19 protein-coding genes are annotated in these 18,100 nt (G+C 57.1%); 4 read left to right on the plus strand and 15 right to left on the minus strand.

The window, feature by feature from the left end; genetic code table 11:
• Positions 1–3 precede the first annotated feature (3 nt).
• From BAR1_RS03775 to BAR1_RS03840, 14 genes are all read right to left on the minus strand, one after another.
• Positions 4–1,194, minus strand: coding sequence for a DegT/DnrJ/EryC1/StrS family aminotransferase (locus BAR1_RS03775; RefSeq protein WP_118941784.1), 1,191 nt, complete (start codon positions 1,192–1,194; stop codon positions 4–6).
• 86 nt (positions 1,195–1,280) lie between these two features.
• Positions 1,281–2,594 carry an NAD(P)/FAD-dependent oxidoreductase gene (locus tag BAR1_RS03780; RefSeq protein WP_118941785.1) on the minus strand — a complete coding sequence of 438 codons (1,314 nt, stop codon included), beginning with the start codon at positions 2,592–2,594 and terminating at the stop codon, positions 1,281–1,283.
• Positions 2,591–3,952, minus strand: a complete 1,362-nt coding sequence (locus tag BAR1_RS03785; RefSeq protein WP_118941786.1) for a glutamine synthetase family protein — start codon at positions 3,950–3,952, stop codon at positions 2,591–2,593. The genes BAR1_RS03780 and BAR1_RS03785 overlap by 4 nt, the downstream gene beginning before the upstream one ends.
• Positions 3,952–4,644 carry a type 1 glutamine amidotransferase gene (locus BAR1_RS03790; RefSeq protein WP_118941787.1) on the minus strand — a complete coding sequence of 231 codons (693 nt, stop codon included), beginning with the start codon at positions 4,642–4,644 and terminating at the stop codon, positions 3,952–3,954. The genes BAR1_RS03785 and BAR1_RS03790 overlap by 1 nt, the downstream gene beginning before the upstream one ends.
• A gap of 188 nt (positions 4,645–4,832) precedes the next feature.
• Entirely contained in the window at positions 4,833–6,146 is a 1,314-nt protein-coding gene (locus BAR1_RS03795; protein WP_118941788.1) for a glutamine synthetase family protein, read from the minus strand.
• A gap of 7 nt (positions 6,147–6,153) precedes the next feature.
• Positions 6,154–6,996 (minus strand): ABC transporter permease, encoded by an 843-nt coding sequence (locus BAR1_RS03800; RefSeq protein WP_118941789.1) that lies wholly within the window; start codon positions 6,994–6,996, stop codon positions 6,154–6,156.
• Positions 6,993–7,856 (minus strand): ABC transporter permease, encoded by an 864-nt coding sequence (locus tag BAR1_RS03805; RefSeq protein WP_118941790.1) that lies wholly within the window; start codon positions 7,854–7,856, stop codon positions 6,993–6,995. The genes BAR1_RS03800 and BAR1_RS03805 overlap by 4 nt, the downstream gene beginning before the upstream one ends.
• A gap of 57 nt (positions 7,857–7,913) precedes the next feature.
• Complete coding sequence (locus BAR1_RS03810; RefSeq protein ID WP_118941791.1) at positions 7,914–8,639, minus strand: transporter substrate-binding domain-containing protein; 726 nt, start codon at positions 8,637–8,639, stop codon at positions 7,914–7,916.
• 70 nt (positions 8,640–8,709) lie between these two features.
• Positions 8,710–9,489 carry an ABC transporter ATP-binding protein gene (locus BAR1_RS03815; RefSeq protein WP_162891660.1) on the minus strand — a complete coding sequence of 260 codons (780 nt, stop codon included), beginning with the start codon at positions 9,487–9,489 and terminating at the stop codon, positions 8,710–8,712.
• Positions 9,490–9,629: 140 nt separating this feature from the next.
• Entirely contained in the window at positions 9,630–10,067 is a 438-nt protein-coding gene (locus tag BAR1_RS03820; RefSeq protein WP_118941793.1) for a tellurite resistance TerB family protein, read from the minus strand.
• 52 nt (positions 10,068–10,119) lie between these two features.
• Positions 10,120–10,413: a DUF1330 domain-containing protein gene (locus BAR1_RS03825; RefSeq protein ID WP_118941794.1), complete on the minus strand. Its 294-nt coding sequence runs from the start codon at positions 10,411–10,413 to the stop codon at positions 10,120–10,122.
• A 10-nt stretch (positions 10,414–10,423) separates the two neighbouring features.
• Positions 10,424–12,067, minus strand: coding sequence for a CTP synthase (locus BAR1_RS03830; RefSeq protein WP_118941795.1), 1,644 nt, complete (start codon positions 12,065–12,067; stop codon positions 10,424–10,426).
• A gap of 168 nt (positions 12,068–12,235) precedes the next feature.
• Complete coding sequence (gene secG / locus BAR1_RS03835; RefSeq protein ID WP_118941796.1) at positions 12,236–12,610, minus strand: preprotein translocase subunit SecG; 375 nt, start codon at positions 12,608–12,610, stop codon at positions 12,236–12,238.
• 64 nt (positions 12,611–12,674) lie between these two features.
• Entirely contained in the window at positions 12,675–13,070 is a 396-nt protein-coding gene (locus BAR1_RS03840) for a DUF6524 family protein (RefSeq protein WP_118941797.1), read from the minus strand.
• Between the two features lie 137 nt (positions 13,071–13,207).
• Between BAR1_RS03840 and BAR1_RS03845 the strand changes: the two genes are divergently transcribed.
• Positions 13,208–14,500, plus strand: a complete 1,293-nt coding sequence (locus BAR1_RS03845; protein WP_118941798.1) for an adenylosuccinate synthase — start codon at positions 13,208–13,210, stop codon at positions 14,498–14,500.
• The gene (locus BAR1_RS03850; protein ID WP_118941799.1) at positions 14,500–14,730 is read left to right on the plus strand and encodes a DUF2842 domain-containing protein; all 231 of its coding nucleotides are present in this window, start codon (positions 14,500–14,502) and stop codon (positions 14,728–14,730) included. The genes BAR1_RS03845 and BAR1_RS03850 overlap by 1 nt, the downstream gene beginning before the upstream one ends.
• A 61-nt stretch (positions 14,731–14,791) precedes the next feature.
• On the opposite strand, the gene BAR1_RS03855 is transcribed toward BAR1_RS03850, so the two are convergent.
• A complete protein-coding gene (locus BAR1_RS03855; protein ID WP_162891661.1) occupies positions 14,792–16,732 on the minus strand; it encodes a hypothetical protein in 1,941 nt (646 codons plus the stop codon).
• Between the two features lie 148 nt (positions 16,733–16,880).
• On the opposite strand from BAR1_RS03855, the gene BAR1_RS03860 reads away from it, so the two are divergent.
• Together BAR1_RS03860 and BAR1_RS18140 are read left to right on the plus strand one after the other, a co-directional pair.
• Positions 16,881–17,558 (plus strand): thiamine diphosphokinase, encoded by a 678-nt coding sequence (locus BAR1_RS03860; protein WP_228408825.1) that lies wholly within the window; start codon positions 16,881–16,883, stop codon positions 17,556–17,558.
• Positions 17,559–17,639: 81 nt separating this feature from the next.
• Positions 17,640–17,927: a DUF1698 domain-containing protein gene (locus BAR1_RS18140; protein WP_228408720.1), complete on the plus strand. Its 288-nt coding sequence runs from the start codon at positions 17,640–17,642 to the stop codon at positions 17,925–17,927.
• The last annotated feature ends 173 nt before the right edge of the window (positions 17,928–18,100 follow it).

Consider the following 18,100-nt stretch of genomic DNA (forward strand, 5'->3'; position numbering starts at 1 on the left):
TCCTTAAGCCACAGCCTGTGCAGCGCTTTTCACAGCCTCTGCCGCATTGGTCAGCGCGTCGGCGATGTAATCCAGATCAGCCCGTGCCAGTCGCGCAGGCAGGCGCACATCGCAGGCCCGCATCAGCATGGCGCGGGTTTCGGGCAACTCGGGCGAATAACCGATGAATTGCCAGTTCCAGAAGGCCCGCGCGTTGTCTTTGGACAGGCCGAACACCTGCACCGCGATACCGCGTGCTTTGGCTTCCGAGGCAAAGGCCAGCGTTTCCTCGTCGGTAAATCCGTCCAGATTGAACTGGATTGAATCCGGTGCGCGGCTTTCGGGTTTCAACGGATCGGGTACCGTCAGGAAGGGCGAGGCATTGAGCTTGCCAGCCACATAATCATGGTTGGCCAGCCCGTCTGCCACGCGGCGGGGCACTTCCTTGATCTGCGGACGGATTACGGCGGCCGACAGGTTCTGCATCCGCACGTTATAAAGCGGCAGTTTGTTTTGCCAGTATTCGAACCGGTCATGCACCACCGGATGTTTCTTCCAGTTGTGTTCATAAGCGCCGGACATGATGATGGCCTGTGCGATCAGATCGGGATCATCGGTGATCATGATCCCGCCTTCACCCGCGTTGATCAGTTTATAGGACTGGAAGGAGAAACAGCCGATTTTGCCGATCGTGCCGATGTTCTTGCCGTTCCATGTGGTGCCCAGCGAATGGGCCGCGTCCTCGATCACCGGCACGCTTTTGGCGTCGCAAAGCTCCATGATCGCGTCCATGTCGGAGGTATGGCCGCGCATGTGGCTGATGATCACCGCCTGAATGTCATCGGTCAGCTTGGCGGCGAAATCTTCCATGTTGACGCGGTAGTTGTCGGCGACCTCGACCAGTATCGGCTGACATTCGGCGTGCACGACCGAGGACGGCACAGCGGCAAATGTAAAGGCGGGGATCAGCACTTTGGCGTCGCGGGGTAGGCCAAGGGCCTTCATCGACAGGAACAGCGCGTTCGAGCAGGAGGAAACCGCCAGCGCGAATTTGGCGCCCAGCAGTTCGGCGAATTCCTGTTCCAGCAGGGCAACAGGCGAAGCGTCAGCCGAGGTGTAGCGAAACAAATCACCGCTTTGCAGCATCCGGTCGATTTCGGCGCGGGCCGCTGCGGGGATGGGTTCGGCATCATAGACGTTCGGGGCTTCAGACATAGTTTCGCCTTTCCTGAATGTAGCTTTCAGGAAAACCGTATACCAATTGGTTAAAAATATCTAACGGTTTTTAACCGGTTCAGCGATTAAATGCCGAGCCGGTCGCGCAGAGAAAACCATGTCATGGCCAGTGTCAGGATCGGGGTCGAGAACATCCGCCCGCCAGGGAACGGCGTCACCGGCACGCGGGACAAAACGTCGAAGCGTTCGGATTGGCCCGCAATCGCCTCGGCGATGATTTGTCCCGCCAAAGTTGCCAGCGCCACCCCGTGGCCCGAGTAGCCCGCCGCCGTCAGAACATTGGGCGCAACACGGGCGAAATAGGGCATCCGGCTGGTGGTGATGCCCAATGTGCCGCCCCATGCGTAGTCGATTTTCACCCCCTTAAGCTGCGGGAACAGCTTCTCCAGCGGTTTTCGCACCTTGGCGGCAATATCGGTTGGAAACTTTACCCCATAGCTTTCGCCGCCGCCAAAAATCAGGCGGCCATCTTCGGACATCCGATAGTAATTCAGCACGAAATAGCTGTCGTAAATGCAGATTTCCCGCGCCAGAATTTCAGCAGCGCGCGCGCCCAAAGGCTCGGTTGCGACCATGAAGTTGTTAATCGGCATCACGCGGGCGGCAGTTTTGCGGTTTAGGTTGTTGGAATAGCCGTTACAGGCCAGTACCACATGGTCGGCCACCACACGGCCCCGGTCGGTTTGCACCACGGTTTTGTCGCTGGCTGTGCGACCGGCCTTGATGTTGTGAACATTTGATTGCTCGAATATTTTCGCACCGGCTGCCACCGCACCGCGCGCCAGCCCCAGTGCCAGATTTAAGGGGTGCAAATAGCCGCCATGACTGTCCAGAACCATGCCGTAATACTGGTCGGTTCCGACAATTTCTTCGGTGGCGGATTTGTCCAGAAACTGCCCGCCAAATCCATAGTTTTCGGCCAGATATTCGCAATCCCGCCGACCCGCATCCGCCTCTTTCTGGCTGAAATAGGCCGAGGCATGGCCGGGTTTGAACGCGGCATCCGGCGCATGTTTGGCGGCCAGATCGCGGGTGATTGTGATCGAGTCCTCGGCAATGTCCCAGAGCATTTTGGCATCCGCTTTGCCAAGCTTCTTTTCAAGGCTGGGCTGGCTCATATTGTGCCCGTGCCCGACCTGCCCGCCATTGCGCCCCGATGCACCAAAGCCGACGCGCTGGGCCTCGAGCAGCACCACGGAATAGCCCTTTTCAGCCAGATGCAGGGCGGTGGACAGGCCGGTGTACCCACCACCAACCACGCAGACATCGGCAGTGACTTCGCCTTTCAGATCCGGGAGCGGATCCAGCGGGGTGGCGGTGGCTGCATACCAGCTGTCGGGATACTGGCCGCGTTTATCGTTGGCATAGATCGGGTTCATACATTCAACAGGAGGTGTTCCCGCTCCCACGGTGAGATGACTTGCAGGAATTCGTCGATCTCGGCTTCTTTCACCATCTGGTAGACGCGACAGAAACGCGGACCCAGAACCTCGTGCATATCGGTGGCGGTTGCGAATATTTCCAGTGCGGAATGCAGATCACGCGGGATCGCCTCTTCGCGTTCAGATGCGTCGCCTTTGACCGAAGCATCGGGGCGTTTGCCCTCGATCAGGCCCAGATAACCACAGGCCAATGAAGCGGCGATGCCCAGATAGGGGTTGCAATCCATCCCCGCCAACCGGTTTTCCACGCGGCGGCTTTTGGGGCCACCCAGCGGGATACGGATACCGGCGGTGCGGTTGTCGCGCGCCCATTCCAGATTGATCGGCGCGGACTGGTCTTTCACATAACGCCTGTAGCTGTTCACATAGGGGGCCAGCAGCGGGATGACGGATGGCATGTGGTTCTGCATACCGGCGATAAAATGGAAGAAGGCATCGGTTTCGCCGCCCTGGGGACCTGAAAAGATATTGCCACCCTCTTCATCCAGCACCGAATGGTGGATGTGCATGGCGGATCCCGGTTCGCCCTCGATCGGTTTGGCCATGAAGGTGGCAAAACAGTCGTGGCGCAGGGCGGCCTCGCGGATCAGGCGTTTGAAATAGAACACCTCGTCAGCCAGTTTTACAGGGTCGCCGTGTTGCAGGTTGATTTCCACCTGACCGGCGCCACCCTCTTGGGTAATACCGTCAATCTCCAGCCCTTGTGCCTCGGCGAAATCATAGATGTCGTCAATCACGGGGCCGTATTCATCGACCGCCGACATGGAATAGGCCTGACGGCCCGCTGCGCGGCGGCCGGTGCGGCCCATCGGGGGTTCGATCGGTTTGGTGGGGTCGGTGTTGCGGGCCACCAGATAGAATTCAAGTTCCGGCGCAACCACCGGCGTCCAGCCCTTTTTGTGGTAAAGCTCCACCACCCGCTTCAATACGTTGCGCGGCGAAACCTCAATGGGTTTGCCTTCGCGGTTGGTCAGGTCATGGATGATCTGGAGCGTCCAGTCCCCGGTCCACGGGGCGGCGGCGGCGGTGGAAAAATCGGGCTTCAGGATCATATCGGGTTCGGTATAGCCCTTTTCCTCGTTCTCGGCGGCATCGGCATAGCCGCCGGTGATCGTCTGGTAGAAGATCGAATTGGGCAGGTAGGAGTGTTTGGTTTTGGCAAATTTGGTCGCGGGCATAGCCTTGCCACGGGCGATACCGGGCAGGTCCGAGATGATACATTCCACTTCGTCCAGACGGTGCCCTTCCAGATAGGCACGCGCCGCTTCGGGCAGTTTATCTTTCCAGTCGGCCATTATTTTGCCTTTCGGGGTTGTTTGAAAAAGGCCGCGATTTCATCAGCCAGCTTGTCTGAATCATTGTCGGTTCTGGCGTATTCCAGTGCTTGCAGCATCATATCGTCATCATAGATTTCGGGATTGCGGCGCAGGGTAATGTATTCGGAAATCACCGGATTGGAAAACTCGGGGTGCGGTTGGATGGTATAGGCGCGGTCGCCGTAAACCAGACCGGCATATTTGCAAAAATCGCTGCTGGCGATGACTTTGGCATCCTTGGGCACTTGCATCACCTGATCCTGATGCCAGGCATTGAGGGCAATATCGCCGTGCCCCTCGAATTTGTATTCATGGCGGCCGACCGCCCAGCCCTTGTCGAATTTTTCAACCTTGCCACCAAGGGCCTGCGCGATCAGCTGGTGGCCAAAACAGATGCCTACCATCGGGATGTGTTCTGCATAGGCCTTGCGCACGAAATCCTCGAGCGGGGGGATGAAGGGGTGGTCCTCGTAGGCGCCGTGGGGGGAGCCTGATAGCAACCAGCCGTCGGCATCATGCACGTCCTTTGGGAATTCCATGTCGACCACATAGTAGGTGTCGAAGGTAAAACCGTAGTCGCCAAGCAATCGTTTGAACCATTCGGCGTAATCGCCGTGTTTCTCTGCAACCTGCGCTAAGGCATGGCCGCATATCAGAAGTCCGATTTTCATTAATCACCAGATGTTGTTTGCCCATTGCTAGCCGAGGGATTGCAATCGGGCAAGGGGGAGATGGATTGCATGACGCAAGAAGTGCAGATTGTCGGGCCGGCGGGAAAGAACCATTAAACCGGTTTAATGGAAATGTTGTCCGCAGGGTTTTTCCGAGAATGTGGCGTAACAATTTGCCGGTGAGGGGGTTACACGGCTTCCAGATAGACTTCGGTTTGCTGTTGCCTGTTCAAATCGGTGATCTTGTGCCGCTCCTGATGTTTTGTAAGCACCATATTGCGGATCAGTTCATCGGGAAAAATCCGCCGGATCATGTCGGATGTGCCGAACATTTCAATCGCTGTGTGCCAGTCGGTGGGCAGCTGCGGGAGGTCCAGATCATAGGCATTGCCAGTGATCGGAGCGGGGGGCATGTGGCCGTCCTCGATCCCGACCAATGCCGCGCCCAGCACTACGGCCAGCATCAGATAGGGGTTGATGTCGCCGCCTGCCACGCGGTGCTCGATACGGCGTGCGGCGGGTGCGCCACCGGGAATGCGGATGGCGGCGGTGCGGTTTTCATGCGCCCATGAAATGCCGGTGGGGGCATGGGCACCGGGCACCATGCGGGCATAGGAATTGGCGTGCGGGGCAAAGATCAGGGTGCTGTCGGCCATTGCCTCAAGGCAGCCGGCAATCGCGTGGTGCAATTCGGGCGTGCCGTCCGGTCGGCCATCGTCAAAGATGTTGCGTCCCTCTGCGTCCACCACCGAAAAATGCACATGCATCCCGTTGCCCGCATCATCGGCAAAGGGCTTGGCCATGAATGTCGCGGCCATCCCGTGTTTGCGGGCCATGCCGCGCACCAGTATTTTGAACAGCCACGCATCATCGGCGGCCTTCATCGCGTCGCCGTGATTCAGATTGATTTCAAACTGCCCCGCGCCCGATTCCGAAATGGCGGCCTGTGCGGGAATGTCCATCGCCGCCGCGGCCTCATACAAATCGGTAAAGAAGGCATCAAACGCATCCAGCGCGTCCAGCGACAGGATGTCGGCCTTGTGCATCGGTTTGCCGGTCAGCGGCGAATGGGCGGGTGCAATGGTTTCACCGCTGTCGTCCACCAGATAGAATTCCAGTTCGGTTGCCGCCATCACCTGCCAGCCACGGGCGCCATAGCGGTCCAGAACCTCTTGCAAGGCATGGCGCGGATCGCCCAGAAACGGCGCACCGTCATCATGGTGCAGCACCATCGGGTGCAATTCGCTGGGGGTTTGCAGCCACGGCATCGGCACGGGGCCACGCCCTGTGGGGTGCAGGATGCCATCGGCATCGCCTGTTTCAAACACCAGCGGGCTGTCGGCGATATCCTCGCCGTGAATGTCGACATTCAGCACCGAAAACGGCAGACGCACCGCGCCCTTGTCCAGCTTTTTGGCATAGGAGGCCGGCACGCGTTTGCCACGCATCACCCCGTTCAGATCAACAGCAGCGACGCGGATGGTTCGGGGATGTTCGGACATGGGGCACCTATCGGATAACTTGTGGACGTATGCGCAGCTTGCGGCGCTGTTCCTGTGGCAGATGACGGTTCAGGCGTTTGTTGACCATGCCGTAAAAGAAAATCACGGTCATGGTCAGCATGATGAAATACATCGCCAGAATGGGGTAGGGGATAAACGGGTTGAAGGTTTTATCCGCGAAATAGCTGGCATAATAGAGCGCATCCCCTTTCTGCCCCCAGGCCGGAAAACTGGCAAAAAAGACCAGCGTGGTGGCGTGGAACATAAAGATCGCCTCGTTGGTATAGGCGGGCCAGGCCAACCGCAGCATGGTGGGCCAGATCACCCGCCGGAAACGGGTCCAGCCGGACAGGCCGTAGGCGTCGGCGGCCTCGATATCGCCTTTGGGGATGGACTTCAACGCGCCGTAGAAAATTTCGCCGGCATAGGCGGATGTGTTCAGGATCAGCACGATCAGCGCCCCCAGCCATGCGCGGGTCAGCCAGCGGGTTTCGACGGTGATTTCGGCAAAGCCCAGATTGATGTCCCAGCCCAGTTTGGGCAGCAGAACGAAGGCCTCGTAAAACAGGAAGAACTGGATGAACAGCGGCGAGCCACGGAAGATAAAAATGAACCATTCCGCCGGTTTGCGGATGAACCAGACACGGCTGCTTTTGGCAAGGCCCACCGCGGTGGACAGGAAAAAGCCGACCAGCAGGGCCAGCACGCCGAAATAGATATTCCACAGCAGGCCCGAGCCGATCAGGGTGAACTGTTCGCACAGGGTGAAATCCGATTTCGGCAGCAGGCGTTCGCCAATACCGATCGAGCGCAGCCCGTAATCCTGAATGGTTTGCAGGCAACTGTTCATGACATGCCCCCCATCGTGGCCTGCCCGCGTGTCAGCCGGTGCATCAGGCGGCCCAGCACAACCTCGCTGATGCGGGTCAGCAGCAGGTAGAACACCAGCAGGCCAAGGAAATAGTAAAGCCGCCAGTCAGGGTGCGGATAGGCAAAGATCTGGGTTTTCGAGCCACCCAGTTCGCGTGCCCAGTAAACGATGTCTTTCAGGCCCAGCAGGAACAGAAGCGGCGTCGCCTTGATCAGGATCATCCACAGGTTCGACAGGCCGGGCAGGGCGTAAACCCACATTTGCGGCACCAGTATGCGCCAGAATGTCTGGCGGCGGGACATGCCGTAAGCCTCGGCTGTTTCCAGTTGGCCATGGGGAACAGCGCGCATGGCGCCATACAGGACATTGGCGGCAAAGGCGCCAAAGATGATGGCAAAGGTGACCACCGCCAAAGCGAAAGAATAGGTTTCATGCACCCATGCAGCCGATGACGACAGGGGCATTTTGGCCTGCGCGCAAACCACGAAATCATTGCCCTGCCGGATCGGCATATCCCAGTCGGGGCATTTGATTTTATGGCGGATATATTCGATGCCCTGATCCAGCGCGATCACGAAGAACAGGAAAAACGCAATGTCGGGAACCCCGCGCACAATCGCGGTATAGCCCTTGCCGAACCAGCGCAGCGGCAGGAAATGCGAACGCGCCGCCATCGCGCCGCCAAAGCCGAACATCAGGGCGACGGGGGCCGTGACCAGCAACAGCGCCATCACCAGCCCGAACGAGCCATAGAACGCCATATGTTTGCCTGTTGTCAGATAACAGGCAAGCCATTCCATCCCTTCAAGGGTTTTCGGTTCTGTGCAAAAGGAAAACATAAGTCAAAGCGGGCAGGGCCAAAAACCGGCCCCGCCCTTGTCCATAAGGATCAGTTCTTATTCAAAAGTTGCGGCGTCTTCACCGAACCATTTCTTGATCATGGCGTTCAGAGTGCCGTCGGCCTTCATCGAGGAAATCGCGGCATCCATTTTGCCTTTCAGCTCGGTGTCAGATTCACGAACACCCATGCCGACACCGGCACCGATGATCACGTCATCACCAACGAATTTCAGCTCGCCGCCGCTTTCGGCAACGATCGGTGCAAGGTAATCCTTGTCGGCCAAAACCGCGTCGGCTTCGCCGTTGCGCACGGCGGCGATGGTTTCGTCAGCCGAGGCGAACTCGACCAGCGTCGCACCCGAGCTGGCGACATAGCCGGCCTGAATGGTGGCTGTCTGTGCGGCAATCACGCCGCCTTTCAGGTCGACCCCGTCGGCCATCGCAACATAGGCAGATGGAGAACCGGGGATGTATTCCTGTGTGAAATCGATCACTTCGTCACGTTCGGGCGTGATCGACATGCCGGCAATGATGGTGTCGTAATTGCCCGATACAAGGTTCGGGATGATGCTGTCCCAATCATTGGTGACCCATTCGCATTTCAGTTCGGCGCGTTTGCACAGCTCGTCGCCCAGCTCGCGCTCGAACCCGTCCACTTCGCCGGCGTCGTTGATGAAGTTATATGGAGGATAGGCGCCCTCGGTGCCCATGCGCACGGTGTCGGCCATGGCAAAGCTGGCAGAAAAAGCCAGAGCAGCCGTTGCTAGAATAAGTTTTTTCATTTGGTATCTCCCTAGGTTATCTTGGTGGTGCAGTTGTAACCGCCAAAGCGGTCGGATGTAAAACGCTGTGTCAGTCCGACACGGTGGCGCTGAGGAATTGTTGCAGGCGTTCGGATTTCGGATTGCCGAACAGTTCGGCGGGTGGCCCCTGTTCCTCGATCTTGCCCTGATGCAGGAAAATTACATTGTCCGACACATCCGCCGCCAGCCGCATGTCGTGGGTGACCAGCAGCATGGTGCGCCCCTCGTTGGCCAGATCCTTGATCACCTTGACCACTTCCTGTTCCAGTTCGGGGTCCAGCGCCGACGTGGGTTCGTCAAACAGCAAGGCTTCGGGTTCCATTGCCAAAGCGCGGGCGATGGCGGCGCGTTGTTGCTGGCCGCCGGACAGTTGCGCGGGCCAGGCGTCGCATTTGTCGCCGATGCCCACCTTGTCCAGATATTTGCGGGCGGCGGCCTCGGCCTCGGCCTTGTCGCGGCCCAGAACGGTGACGGGGGCTTCCATCACGTTTTGCAGGATCGACATATGGGACCACAGGTTGAACTGCTGGAACACCATCGACAGGTTGGTACGCATGCGGATCACCTGATGCTTGTCAGCAGGATGGCGGTGCAGCCCGTGCCCTCGCCAATGCACGGCCTCTCCCTTGAACAGGATGTCGCCCTGCTGGCTGTCCTCAAGCAGGTTGGCACAGCGCAAGATGGTGGATTTCCCGGAACCGGATGACCCGATCAGCGACACGACATCACCGGCATTGGCAGCGATATCGACGCCTTTGATGACCTCCAGATCGCCATAGCTTTTGTGGAGGTCGCGGATTTCGATTACCGGTGGGTTCGTTTCAGTCACGTTCAAAGCCGTTTGTTATTTCCCGTCAAAGCAATAGGGCGGGAAACGGGTGTAAATGCAACGGTAAAGTGGCGGTTGATTGCGTTTTCGCGGCGTCTGTTTGCGATGTCGCGCCGTTTTCGCGTCTTGGTGGTGACGATTTAGCGATTGTCCACACGCTGACGGGCTTTGGCCCTGTCCATATCGTTCACACCCAGCAAATCCGACACCAGTCGCAATACGGCATCTTCGTTTTCATCGCGCATTCCGTCTGTCAGCGCCACTTCCCATAGGGATTCGACAACAGCAACCCGATTTTCATGAGGCACAGCATCCTTGATCGCGCGGGTGAAACGCACCGTGTCGGGGGCTTCGGTTTCAAGAACCTCGCATTGTTTGCGCAATTCGCGGGCCTCGGCCTCGGTCAGATCATAACGGTTTGACAGGATCTGGTCGATCTTGGCCACTTCCCTTGCATCGTAATTGTTATCCGAACGGGCCACGCGCACCAAAAGCGCACCCAGCGCAAGGCGGGCATCGGTGTCCGTAAGCGGAGCGGGAGCGGGGGCAGTGAGCCGTTTTAGAAATTCGCCAAACATGCGGGTAGATATAGGTAGGCAAACTGCAAATGCCAATCACAAAGCGGCGCGGTTATTCGTCATAGCCTTCGACGATCACCAGATTGCCCTCGGACACCGGATCACGCAGCGCTTTGGCCGCCCTGTATTCGGGGCTGTCGTAACAGGCCTGCGCGGTGGCAACATCCTTGAATTCGATCACCACGGTGCGCGGGTTGGCCTGCCCCTCGACGATGGTTTGATCCCCGCCACGGATCAGGAACCTTGCCCCGTATTTGGCAAACGCTTCGGCGTTGGCGGCGCGATAGGCCTGATATTGCTCCAGATCATGCACCACGATCTGCCCGACCCAATACCCTTTTGCCATGTGCTTTCCTTTATACCAGACGTGAAGATTCGATCGCCGCCTTGATAAAGCTGGCAAACAGCGGGTGCGGCGCAAACGGTTTGGATTTCAGTTCGGGGTGGAACTGCACCCCGATGAACCACGGATGATCCGGCCATTCGATAATTTCGGGCAGGCGGCCATCGGGCGACATGCCGGAAAACCGCAGGCCGGTTTTCTCCAGCGCCTCGCGGTATTTCACGTCAACCTCGTAACGGTGGCGGTGGCGTTCCTCGATTGTGGTTGTGCCGTAAACTTCGGCCACTTTCGAGCCTTCCTCAAGCTGCGCGGTATAGGCCCCCAGCCGCATGGTGCCGCCTTTGTCGTCATCCACCTTGCGGGCCACCTTGTGGTTGCCCTGAACCCATTCCTTCAGGTGGTAAACCACGGGGGTAAAGCGTTTGCCGCCAGCCTCGTGATCGAATTCCTCGGAACCGGCATCGGTGATTCCGGCCAGATTGCGCGCGGCCTCGATCACGGCCATTTGCATGCCCAGACAGATGCCCAGATAGGGCACATTATGGGTGCGGGCATATTCGGCGGCTTTGATTTTACCTTCGGTTCCGCGTTCGCCAAATCCGCCGGGCACAAGGATCGCGTCGAATGGTTCCAGATGGGCGACAGGGTCTTCGGTGTCGAACACTTCGGCATCGACCCATTCCAGCTTTACCCGCGTGCGGTTGGCCATGCCGCCGTGGGTCAGGGCCTCGGCGATGGATTTATAGGCGTCGCCCAACTGGGTGTATTTGCCGACGATGGCAACCTTCACTTCGCCCTCGGCGTTGGTCAGGCGGTCGGCCACGTCATCCCAGCGGGACATATCCGGCATCGGCGCATCGGTGATGCCAAAGGCATTCAGAACTGCGGTATCCAGACCTTCACGGTGATAGGCCAGCGGGGCCTCGTAAATGGATTTCAGATCATAGGCGGCAATCACGTTTTCGGTGCGCACGTTGCAGAACAGGCCGATTTTGGCGCGTTCCTTGTCGGGGATCGGATGTTCGGAGCGACAAACCAGAACCTCGGGGGCAATCCCGATCGAGCGCAGTTCCTTGACGCTGTGCTGGGTCGGTTTGGTTTTCAATTCGCCGGCTGCGGCCAGATAGGGGATCAGGGTCAGGTGCATGAAAATGCATTGCCCGCGTGGTTTGTCTTGCGAAAACTGGCGGATCGCTTCGAAAAACGGCAGGGCTTCGATATCGCCCACTGTGCCGCCGATTTCGCACAGCATGAAATCGACTTCATCTTCGCCAATCGAGATGAAATCCTTGATTTCGTTGGTGACATGCGGAATCACCTGAATGGTTTTGCCTAGATAATCGCCGCGCCGTTCCTTTTCCAGCACGGTGGAATAAATCCGGCCCGAGGATACAGAATCGGTATTGCGGGCGGATACGCCGGTGAAACGCTCGTAATGGCCAAGGTCCAGATCGGTTTCGGCACCATCATCGGTGACGAACACTTCGCCATGTTCAAAGGGCGACATCGTGCCGGGGTCGACGTTCAGATAAGGGTCAAGTTTGCGCAGACGCACAGTATAGCCGCGGGCCTGCAATAATGCACCCAAAGCCGCCGAAGACAGCCCCTTGCCAAGGCTTGAAACAACACCACCAGTAATGAAAATAAACCGTGCCATATGGCAAACGCCCCCGTGAGATATATCGTTATATGCAGCGCGTGCAGCCTTGCAAAAACCGCATCATCACGGGATTTGACATATAGTAGATTCGCGCGGATTTGGCAACAGAACACAACATGATGTTGTGCAAATTGTTGCAAAACCTATGTGTTGTAGATGGTTAGATCAGTCCGCAGGCGGGGGCGTGATCGGTGTGTCGCCGGCACTTGGTGGCAACAGATCATCCGTAGCCGGTGCAACCGGCGCTGTCACGGGTTGTTCCACCGGTGCGTCACCCAAACGGTCCAGAACCGAAGACCCGGCCGCGTTTTTGGCGGCAATGATTGTCATGGTGATCGAGGTGGCAATAAACGCAATCGCCAGAATCCATGTCAATTTGGTCAGTGCATCGGCTGCTGCGCGGCCCGACATGGCACCGCCGCCGCCACCACCGCCACCGCCGCCCATACCCAGACCGCCGCCTTCCGAGCGCTGCAACAACACAACACCGATCAGCGAAAGCGCCAGAATAAGGTGGATGACAAGGATTACGTTTTCCATAGGGACGGTCCGTTTGATTCAGGTTTGGTGTTATCTAAGGCCAGAAACGCCCGCCCGCAAGCCCTTAGTCATCACTATCGTTGATATCGACCTGCCCGGAAAGGCTGCGGCGCACGAAACTCCAGGACAATCCAACGCCCAACACCACAGATAGGGCCAGAATTCCGATCCAGACATTCATGCTGGAATTATCCAGTGACAGCAGGCCGTAATCATACAACACCCACAACAGTGCCGCGACAACGGCTGTGACCAACCCCATGCCCAGCGCGCCGATAGAGTGCAATGTGGCGCGTAAAAATATGATATAGCCGATCAGCAGCAATAGCCCCAGCAGCACGACCATCGGCATTTGTTTGTCGAAATTGTCTACCGCCCAACGGGTGTAATTCCATTGTGTTGGATTGAATGTTGCGGCCAACAGGCCAAAAGCAACCGCCCAGCGAAGTAAAAAGCCCATAAGTCTAATCCCTTTTTTCGCAATGATTTGCAGGTTTGCGGGCAGTCTGTCCAGTGGGGCGGCGATTTTACCGGTTCCCTTGGGGCGGGGCTGTGGCTACAAAGGCGCGAATTTTAACGGATGTCTGGGGATTCTTAATGGCCAATGTAGTTGTCGTCGGCGCACAATGGGGTGACGAGGGAAAAGGCAAAATCGTGGACTGGCTAAGCGAGCGCGCCGATGTGATCGCGCGCTTTCAGGGTGGTCACAATGCTGGTCACACGCTGGTGATTGACGGCAATGTCTACAAACTGTCGGTGCTGCCCTCGGGCCTGCTGCGCAAAGGCAAGCTGGCGGTGATCGGCAACGGTGTGGTGCTGGATCCCTGGGCCTTTGTCGCCGAAATGGAGAAACTGCGCGGGCAGGGGGTGGAAATATCCACCGAAAACCTGATGGTCGCGGAAAATACCCCGTTGATCCTGCCGATCCACGGCGAATTGGACCGCGCCCGCGAAAGCCAGAACTCGGTTGCCAAAATCGGCACCACGGGCCGCGGCATTGGTCCCTGTTACGAGGACAAGGTGGGCCGCCGTGTGATCCGCGTGGCCGATCTGGCGGACGAAGCCACGCTGGATCTGCGCATTGAACGCCTGCTGACCCATCACAATGCCCTGCGCAAAGGGCTGAGGCTGGAGCCGGTTAATCCGGTGGGCCTGAAACAGGCGCTGCTGGAAATTGCACCGCAGGTTCTGCCCTATGCCGCCCCCGTCTGGAAGGTGCTGAACGAAAAGCGCAAGGCGGGTAAACGGATTCTGTTTGAGGGCGCGCAAGGCTCGTTGCTGGATGTCGATTTTGGCACTTATCCGTTTGTGACATCCTCGACCACCACCGCCGGTATGGCGGCATCGGGTGTGGGCATGGGACCGGGCGCGATCGATTATGTGCTGGGGATCGTCAAGGCCTATACCACGCGGGTGGGCGAAGGCCCCTTTGCCTGCGAACTGTTTGACGAGGTGGGCGAACATCTGGCCACCGTCGGCCATGAAAAAGGCACCGTCACCGGCCGGTCGCGGCGCTGTGGCTGGTTCGACGCGGTTCTGGTGCGCCAGACCTGCGCGATTTCGGGCATCAACGGCATTGCCTTTACCAAACTGGATGTGATGGACGGGCTGGAAGAGCTGAAAATATGCGTGGCCTACGAACTGGATGGTAAACGGCTGGATTACCTGCCCACTGCCGCAGAACAACAGGCCCGCGTGACGCCAGTCTATGAAACCATGAAGGGCTGGTCGGAGAGCACCGTGGGGGCGCGCAGCTGGAATGATCTGCCTGCTGAAGCCATTAAGTATGTGCGACGGGTCGAGGAATTGATCGACTGTCCGGTGGCGATGCTGTCCACCTCGCCAGAGCGCGAGGATACCATTCTTGTAACCGACCCGTTTGCCGACTGATGGCCCTGTCTTACAAAGCCCGCAAGCGCTGGTCGCTGGTGATCTTGCTGATCGGCCTGCCGCTGTACATCGCGGCGGCGCTGTTCGTGGTGTCGCTGTTCGATCGTCCGCCGTTCTGGCTGGAGCTGATCGTCTATGTCGTCCTTGGGTTTTTGTGGATGATGCCGTTCAAATCCGTGTTTTTGGGGGTTGGCAAGGCTGATCCGGATGCCGAAAACGACGATGACTGAATAGAAAAAGGGTGGCCAAAATAGCCACCCTTTTTCGCAAAACCGGTTGATCGGTTACAGTTTATTCACCAGCCATCGGCGTTGACGGTTTGAACCGTGTGCTGTCGGCAATCCCGAACTGTCCGCGCCGGATTTTCACAATTTTACCCTGACGCAACAACTGCCCGAAGGAACGCAAACCCTCTTCGCGGTTGAATTCATCCTTGCCGGCATAATTGGCAACCTGTCGCATAATTTGTGGGCGCGCAAAATGGGGCCGTCCTTCGATATAGGCTGCGTAGGCGGCTGCGGCCTCCATCAAATCGGGCAGATCGGTTGCACCGACTTCGCGGGCAAAATCGGCAAAGCTGGTGCTGTCGGTGATCAATTCGTCCCGATCATCGGTTGTGTTGCGCACAACGGCCAATCCGTCTTTGGCGATATTTTCAATATCGACGCGTTGATCGGTTGCAAGAACCAGAGGGGCAATACCGCTATTGTCAGGTTCGACATAGCTGTTTGCGGTTTTGGGTTGGACAACATCCGCCAGAGCCGAGCGATAAGGTTCGGCCCCGTCCCCGTTGCCATCGTCGTCGCCCAGATCAAGCTTTCTGTCCGCAAAGGTTGCGGCAACGGCAGCGCGCAGATGCGATATGGCCGAACGGCGGCGATGGCTTTCGCTGGTATCCAGTTTGGCGTTGGTTTCTTCCAAAAGCCGCTCAAGCGCGACTTCGTCTTTTGCGCCGCCTTCTTCGTTCATGACACGATTTGCGCGATCAGCGCGCAGGGCCGCATCAATCCCGCGATCAAGAGAGACAGATGTCGAAGACGTGGCTTCTTCAACCTCTATACTTGCCAACTGGGTCAGCAACTCGGATTCGTCATCGTTTGATAGGCTCGTCTTTCCCAAAATCCCTTTAACAGCATTGCGAATGGTTTTTGTATCAGGCACATTCAAGGGATCAGTTGATGTCTCGCCCTGTGTATCCTGCGGATCGCTATTGTGCTGCTCTGGCCGCTGTGTGCTGGCCACTGTTGGCCGGATGGGGCGAACCGGGTGCACAACCGCGATTTCCTCCTCTGGCTCTGTGCCAGTGTCATCTTGATTGTCATCAACCTGTTCTACTTCATCCGTTTCGGGCTTGGATACGGCTTCTTCTTCCAGGTATTCTTCTTCATCTTCAACAACATCCAGAATGTTGGCAACCGACATGTCATCATCATCCTGGTCAAAGCCTTCAATGTCGTCATCCATTGAAAAATCGGCCCCGGGAAGAGAGATTTTCATATCGTCTTCTTCAGGTTCTGAAGGGGTTGCTTCGTTCGAGGGTTCCTCAGTCGCATCCGCATGCTGTGCTGGCTCATTTACAGGCGAGGTTTGTGTTTCTTCGCCAGCAGGCTCATCTTCCTCATCCGGGGCGCTATCTTTTTGCGCGCTCTCCGGTTCGGGCTGGAAATCTTCGGCAAAAATGGATGATGTCGAACTGGTCGCCTGTTTGGCTGCAACAACCGCACGGATACGGCGCAATTTGGCAGCGATGCTTTCGGCGCCGGGTTCGGGGGTATCATGTTTCAGAACCGGATTTTCAGGTGCCGGAGCGGTTTTGACCAAGGCTTCGTCCTGTGCATCGTCATATTCGCTCGACGGAACAACTAGGGTGCTTTGCGCATTTTCCTGTTTTGTTTGATCCGGTGTGTTTTTTGTTGGCGCAATGGCTGGCATTTCGGCCATGGCAGATACTTGCGGCTCAGAGGTAGCAGGCGACGTTTCACTGGGTGTCAGGTGGACGCCGTTGTCGCTGACTTTGGCCTCGACCTGCAAGCTGGTTTCCCGACTGGCGATATTGGCAAGGACCTCGGGATCAAGAGCAGGGGGCTCGGCACCAAAATACCGGTCTTTGGCCGACAAATCGCGAAAATATTCCGCGATCGCTTTCATCGTATCCAAAGTGTCGTCAAACCCCTCCAGCGTGCACGAGAATGTGCCGTAGGAAACAGTTAATATTTTACTCGCACGATTCATGACCTGCTCACTTCCGTATCGTCTTTTATATAATAGTCGCTGGATTTTCACTAGCGAATGGTTCTATTTGATGAACAAAACTAGGATTTTTTGGGTATTAATTCATGGCGGAAATGTGGTTTCTTCAACAAAATAGTGTTTATTAATGATGAATCCCCCAAATGTAGTGGTTAACCATGCTGTCACCTTGCTTGGTGCGGGGCGAACCACCCCTAAAGCTGTGAAACAGGCATTGAAATTTGCACCGATTCTTTTTGCGGCTGACGGGGGTGCCAAAGTGGCACTGGATATGGGATTGATGCCCGAAGGGGTGTTCGGCGATCTGGATTCCCTGACGCCGGAAATTCAGGCGAAGTTACCGGCGGATAGGCTATACCGGTTTCCCGATCAGGACAGCACGGATTTTGACAAATGTTTGCGCAGTATCAACGCGCCGCTGATACTGGCAACAGGTTTTACCGGTCAACGGCTGGACCATGAACTGGCCGCCTACAGTTCATTGCTGCGCCATCCGGAACAGCGCTGCATTCTGTTGGGCGAAGTGGATTTGTGTTTTCTTGCGCCGGATACGATGCGGATCAAACTGCCTGCACGGACCCGGTTTTCATTGTTTCCCCTGTCGCAATGCCGCGTTGATGCGACGGGAGTATTATGGCCGGTTAACGGGTTGGAAATGGCCCCGGACGGCACCATTGGCACATCCAATGAAACGACAGGAGAAGAGGTTACTTTGCGTGTCTCGAAGCGCAAGCTGTTGGTGATCCTGCCCCGAACCCATCTGCAAGCGGTGATCGAGGCACTGACAGGAGGGTTAAATGGGGAATAACACACAAGATCGCGACAGGATGGTTATCGCAAACCGGCAGGCGTGGAATGACTCTGCCTGGCGCCACAAGGCGGGGGAGCGTTGGGGCAGTTACTCCAAGACGTGTCCAAACCGGGTTTTTCCTGTTTTGATCAAACCATGACGGATGCGTTGCGCCGGATTGACCTGCGTGGAAAATCTGTGGTGCAAGTCGGTTGCAACAACGGGCGAGAGGTGCTGTCGCTGGCTTCTTTCGGGGCTGAACGCTGTCAGGGGATAGATCAGGCCGAGGGATTCCTTGCGCAGGCCAAAGAGCTGAACCGCATTTCCGGGCAATCCGTATCTGCTGGCCAATTCCTATTTCCGCACCCGCCCTTTTGTGGACACTGACCCAATTGTTTACGATGGCGCGAACGAGGGCGATGTTTCGCCGTCTTACTGGTTTATCCACAAGATCAGCGATGTTCTGAACGGCTGTATTGCAGCGGGTTTACAGGTCACGCGATTTGATGAATTCCCCCATTCCAACCGAGAAGTGGAATACGATTGCTATGAAGAGCAGG

The organism is Profundibacter amoris (assembly GCF_003544895.1).
Taxonomy (GTDB): Bacteria; Pseudomonadota; Alphaproteobacteria; order Rhodobacterales; family Rhodobacteraceae; genus Profundibacter; species Profundibacter amoris.

Excerpts from the sequence above, each read along its gene's own strand:
- BAR1_RS03775 (WP_118941784.1), bottom strand. The coding sequence starts at position 1,194 with ATGTCTGAAGCCCCGAACGTCTATGATGCCGAACCCATCCCCGCAGCG.
- BAR1_RS03780 (WP_118941785.1), bottom strand. The coding sequence starts at position 2,594 with ATGAACCCGATCTATGCCAACGATAAACGCGGCCAGTATCCCGACAGC.
- BAR1_RS03785 (WP_118941786.1), bottom strand. The coding sequence starts at position 3,952 with ATGGCCGACTGGAAAGATAAACTGCCCGAAGCGGCGCGTGCCTATCTG.
- BAR1_RS03790 (WP_118941787.1), bottom strand. The coding sequence starts at position 4,644 with ATGAAAATCGGACTTCTGATATGCGGCCATGCCTTAGCGCAGGTTGCA.
- BAR1_RS03795 (WP_118941788.1), bottom strand. The coding sequence starts at position 6,146 with ATGTCCGAACATCCCCGAACCATCCGCGTCGCTGCTGTTGATCTGAAC.
- BAR1_RS03800 (WP_118941789.1), bottom strand. The coding sequence starts at position 6,996 with ATGAACAGTTGCCTGCAAACCATTCAGGATTACGGGCTGCGCTCGATC.
- BAR1_RS03805 (WP_118941790.1), bottom strand. The coding sequence starts at position 7,856 with ATGTTTTCCTTTTGCACAGAACCGAAAACCCTTGAAGGGATGGAATGG.
- BAR1_RS03810 (WP_118941791.1), bottom strand. The coding sequence starts at position 8,639 with ATGAAAAAACTTATTCTAGCAACGGCTGCTCTGGCTTTTTCTGCCAGC.
- BAR1_RS03820 (WP_118941793.1), bottom strand. The coding sequence starts at position 10,067 with ATGTTTGGCGAATTTCTAAAACGGCTCACTGCCCCCGCTCCCGCTCCG.
- BAR1_RS03825 (WP_118941794.1), bottom strand. The coding sequence starts at position 10,413 with ATGGCAAAAGGGTATTGGGTCGGGCAGATCGTGGTGCATGATCTGGAG.
- BAR1_RS03830 (WP_118941795.1), bottom strand. The coding sequence starts at position 12,067 with ATGGCACGGTTTATTTTCATTACTGGTGGTGTTGTTTCAAGCCTTGGC.
- secG (WP_118941796.1), bottom strand. The coding sequence starts at position 12,610 with ATGGAAAACGTAATCCTTGTCATCCACCTTATTCTGGCGCTTTCGCTG.
- BAR1_RS03840 (WP_118941797.1), bottom strand. The coding sequence starts at position 13,070 with ATGGGCTTTTTACTTCGCTGGGCGGTTGCTTTTGGCCTGTTGGCCGCA.
- BAR1_RS03845 (WP_118941798.1), top strand. The coding sequence starts at position 13,208 with ATGGCCAATGTAGTTGTCGTCGGCGCACAATGGGGTGACGAGGGAAAA.
- BAR1_RS03850 (WP_118941799.1), top strand. The coding sequence starts at position 14,500 with ATGGCCCTGTCTTACAAAGCCCGCAAGCGCTGGTCGCTGGTGATCTTG.
- BAR1_RS03855 (WP_162891661.1), bottom strand. The coding sequence starts at position 16,732 with ATGAATCGTGCGAGTAAAATATTAACTGTTTCCTACGGCACATTCTCG.
- BAR1_RS03860 (WP_228408825.1), top strand. The coding sequence starts at position 16,881 with ATGAATCCCCCAAATGTAGTGGTTAACCATGCTGTCACCTTGCTTGGT.